This is a genomic window from Streptomyces katrae, assembly GCF_000966975.1.
GTDB classification, from domain to species: Bacteria; Actinomycetota; Actinomycetes; order Streptomycetales; family Streptomycetaceae; genus Streptomyces; species Streptomyces katrae.
Genome location: NZ_JZWV01001363.1, coordinates 1 through 3,797 on the forward strand (window position 1 = coordinate 1; position 3,797 = coordinate 3,797).

Genomic DNA, 3,797 nt, shown 5'->3' on the forward strand with positions numbered 1-3,797 from the left:
AGGTGAGCCCGCAGCAGTACCGGGCGGGGGCCGGGGCGGGGGCGGGGGTGCCCGGGGTGCCGGGGACGGTGGTGCTCGGCTAGGGGGTGTCGGGGGAAAGGTTCGGCGTGGGGTCGAGGTGGAGGACGCCGACCGGTTCGTCGTCGCTGAACTCGCCGGTGCGGTGGAAGCCGAGGCCCAGGTAGAAGGGCTCCGGGCTGTTCTCGGCCGGCTTCCAGGTGACGTACACCCGCCTGCCGCCGCGGCGGCGTATCTCCTCCGTGACCGCCTCGACGGCGAAGCGGCCGTAGCCCCTGCCCTGCCGGTCGGCCGCGATGTTCAGGCGCCAGAGGCCGGAGCGGATGTCCTGCGGGTCCTTCGCCCACGGGTAGTCCATGAAGGCCATGACGAAACCGACCACCTCGTCCCCGTCGACGATGGCGCGCGGCCAGGCGGTGTCGCCGTGGACGTAGGCCTCGGCCAGGGACTTCATGACGGGGGAGACGAGGTGTTCCTGGTCGGGGTGGACCCGTACGGCGCACACCGCGTCGAAGTTGGCCGGGGTCACCGGCACCAGGCGCAGTGAAGAACTGATCATGCGCGCAGCCTAGTGCGAGCGAAGCGCTTGAAAAGAACGGGACGTGCGGTATCTTTATTGCCGTGACCAGGGGGAGGGGACCATTTTGAGGGGCAGGAGTGGCGGTCGTCTCGGGACCGCAGACGGCAGACCGGGATACCGGGCAGCCCGGCGCTGTGACCGCTGCCCGGGGAGCGGTGCCCCCCGGGGGTGCGGACCGTCGGAGCCTACGCGGCGCCCCGGGCCGGCCGGCGGCTACTCCGGCTCATCCGTCACGAGCGCGGCGGAAGCCTCGTGGAAGACCTCGGCCGCCCGGTCCTCACCCATGTGCAGGGAGGCCAGGACCGAGGGCTGCGCGATGCTGGGCATCAGATGGCGCAGCAGGGCGCTGGCCCGGGTGGTCAGGTCCTCGTAGTCGGTGAGCGCCTGGGACATGGACTGGATGCCGGCGTACGAACCCACGATGACGTCGGCGGTTTCGGCCGGGATGACGTGGGGGAGCAGCTCGCCCTGTGCCTGCGCCTTCTCCAGCCGCTCCCGGACGGGAACGGCCCAGTTGCGGAACGGTCCGCTGCGGTCGAGGTCGCCGGCCATCTGGTCCATGGTCAGGCGCACGCCCGCCCGGACCATGGGGTCGGTCTGCAGGCGGTAGGTGTGGAGCATGACGATGTCCACGATCTCCTGGAGCTTGGCGGCGCGCTCCGGCAGCACGAGATTCTGGTTCTGCGCGTTGAGGACCCCTTGCGCCAGGTCGTCCTTCGACTGGAAGTGGAAGTACAGGGCTCCCTTGGTCACCCCCGCGACCGTGAGGATCTCGGAGATGGTGGAGGCCTGGTAACCCCGTTCTTCGAAGATCTTGGCCGCCGCGCTCAGGATCGCCTGGCGCGTGCGGATGGCGCGGACCTGCTCAGCCACGATGGCTCCTCTCCACAGAATCTCGGAGCGTCGGAAGCCCTTGCTGCAAACCGTCCGTCCCGTACGTATCTTACAGCGGGTAATGCCGACGCCAACCCCGCCGCCACACCGGGGCACCCGATTTGAGGAGAAACAGACATGATGCTCGTGACGGGTGCCACCGGCACGATCGGCCGTGAGGTGCTGCGGCGCCTCGCTCCCGACGTGCCGGTCCGGGTCATGGCCAGGCAGCCCGCACGCGTGACGGGGGCCCCCGGAAAGGCCGAAACAGTGCGGGGGGACTACGACGAACCGGAATCGCTGGACCGGGCCCTGCGGGGCGTCGACAGCGTGTTCCTCGTGACCAGCCGGATCGGCCGCGACGACGACGCGCGGTTCCTCCGCGCGGCCCGGGCGGCCGGCGTCCGGCATGTGGTGAAACTCTCGGCCGCGGCCGTCGAGGACGGCCGGGCCGACGACCTGATCACCCGCTGGCAGCGGGACAACGAGGACCTGCTGCGGGGTTCCGGGATGGAGTGGACGCTGCTGCGCCCGCGCTCCTTCATGTCCAACACCTTGTCCTGGGCGTCCTCGATCCGCTCGGACGGGGTGGTGCGCGCGCTCTACGGGAAGTCGGCGAACGCCTGCGTCGACCCGCGGGACATCGCGGAGGTGGCGGTGCGTGCGCTCACCGAGCCGGGGCACGCCGGCCGGGCCTACGTACTGACCGGGCCGGCGGCGCTCACGGCAACCGAACAGACCGCCCAGCTCTCCGAACTGCTGGGCCGGTCACTGCGCTGTGAAGAGCTGGACCCGGCGGAGGCCCGCTCCCTGTGGGGCACCCGGTATCCGGAGGCCGTGGCCGAAGCGCTGCTGCGGAGTGCCGAGCGGCAGCGCGACGGGGCCAAGGCCGGAGTGCGGGACACGGTGGAGGAGGTGACCGGGAGGCCGGCGGGGACGTTCCGGGCATGGGCGGCCGGTCATCTCACCGCTTTCATGCCGCACCGGTCCGCGGTGGGTCAGCCCGAGTAGGAGGCGGCCGTCACGGTGGCACCGAAGACGAACGCCCCGTTCTGGTAGCCGGTCACGCGGACGGCTTCCTCCGCTCCGGGCATCTCGTCCTGGTACAGCCGCTGGGCGTCGATCATGCAGGGCGCGTCGAGCTCGACGTACCGCTTGAACTCGCTGTCGATGCCGAGCGGCAGGAAGGAGGAGCGCCCCAGCGCGGCCGCAGAGGCCTGTCTGGCGGCCTCCAGGAGCACCATGCCCGGTACGTGGTCGACCGGGTGGTCGAAGAGGACGGGGTGGAGGGTGTCCACCCGCAGCTGCCAGCGGTTCGCTTCACCGATGGGGGAGAGGACAACGTCCGTCGGTGACAGCCGGCCCACGCTCTGGGGGGCCGTGGGTGCCGTCAGCGGGAGGGGACGGTGGTCGGGCCGCAGGGTGTGCGGGGGCCGGACCCGCTTGTAGACGGCCGGGCTGGTGCAGGTGTAGGAGACCCGCCCCGTGGCGACGACGTGGCCGTCGCGGCGGACGACCGACTCGTAGGTGAGCCCGGTGAGGCTGCCTCCCCGCCGCTTGATCTCCGTGCACGTGACGTCGATGTCGAGGGAGGCCGGTGTCTGGCGGACCAGCAGGTGCTCGGGGTGAACGGTGAGGCTGAGCTCCCACAGCAGGAAGTGATGGCCGAACGGGACGGCGAACTCGGCGTGTCCCAGCAGGCTGCCGATTTGGCGAATCGTTTCGGTGCAGATGAGCGGATCGTAGTGACCGCCCGCGACCGGGGTGAAGAAACTGTGGCTGCGGGGCCATTGGGCCGTTACGGAGAAGCGGGCCTCGTCAACGCGCTGCCAGTCGGTGAGCAGGACTTCGGCCACGGACGCGCGATGCACCAGTTCCTTCGGAACGGTGGCTGTGAGTGACGGGAAGCGGAAACCGTGCTGCTCCGCTGGTGAAGGTATAGCCCGCCATGCCGGGTCGTAGACCGCAGTGCGCTCGGCATGAAACGTGCTCGCGCTCATTGTTCCCCCTAGACAGCGCTGACCAGTAACGGGTGTGACTGGTCAGAAAAATATATACCAACCGGTTTTTTCTCCAGGGGTAGTCGGAACCCAGTCCGCGAAATATCCGGAGGGTTCGATTCCGGCCAACCTTCCCCCGCATGTTTCCCCAGGTCTCCGCCAGTTGAGCGGAGGTCAATCTCCGCCACACGCCAAGAAGCATCTCAAGCGCGTCAAGAGCGGTTCTTTAGCAGGTGGCGGGGGGCGGCCCGGGGGATGGGCGGGACGCGGACGCCGGGCGCGCGGGGCCCCTCCGTTTGCGGATCGCGAGACGAGCGGTCCCGGGC

The 3,797-nt window shown here is 69.8% G+C and carries 4 protein-coding genes; 1 reads left to right on the forward strand and 3 read right to left on the reverse strand.

Annotated features, from left to right (window positions below; genetic code table 11):
- Positions 1-79 precede the first annotated feature (79 nt).
- Both VR44_RS37265 and VR44_RS37270 read right to left on the reverse strand, forming a co-directional pair.
- A complete protein-coding gene (locus VR44_RS37265; protein ID WP_211275212.1) occupies positions 80-577 on the reverse strand; it encodes a GNAT family N-acetyltransferase in 498 nt (165 codons plus the stop codon).
- 234 nt (positions 578-811) lie between these two features.
- A complete protein-coding gene (locus VR44_RS37270) occupies positions 812-1,471 on the reverse strand; it encodes a ScbR family autoregulator-binding transcription factor (protein ID WP_045952104.1) in 660 nt (219 codons plus the stop codon).
- 138 nt (positions 1,472-1,609) lie between these two features.
- On the opposite strand from VR44_RS37270, the gene VR44_RS37275 reads away from it, so the two are divergent.
- Complete coding sequence (locus VR44_RS37275) at positions 1,610-2,482, forward strand: SDR family oxidoreductase (protein ID WP_045952105.1); 873 nt, start codon at positions 1,610-1,612, stop codon at positions 2,480-2,482.
- Here VR44_RS37275 and VR44_RS37280 read toward each other — a convergent pair.
- Positions 2,470-3,471, reverse strand: a complete 1,002-nt coding sequence (locus VR44_RS37280) for a ScbA/BarX family gamma-butyrolactone biosynthesis protein (RefSeq protein ID WP_052714006.1) — start codon at positions 3,469-3,471, stop codon at positions 2,470-2,472. The genes VR44_RS37275 and VR44_RS37280 overlap by 13 nt on opposite strands.
- Positions 3,472-3,797 lie beyond the last annotated feature (326 nt).

What these genes read in the sequence shown, in the direction of transcription:
- VR44_RS37275 (WP_045952105.1), top strand. Translation starts at nt 1,610, where the DNA reads ATGATGCTCGTGACGGGTGCCACCGGCACGATCGGCCGTGAGGTGCTG.
- VR44_RS37265 (WP_211275212.1), bottom strand. Translation starts at nt 577, where the DNA reads ATGATCAGTTCTTCACTGCGCCTGGTGCCGGTGACCCCGGCCAACTTC.
- VR44_RS37280 (WP_052714006.1), bottom strand. Translation starts at nt 3,471, where the DNA reads ATGAGCGCGAGCACGTTTCATGCCGAGCGCACTGCGGTCTACGACCCG.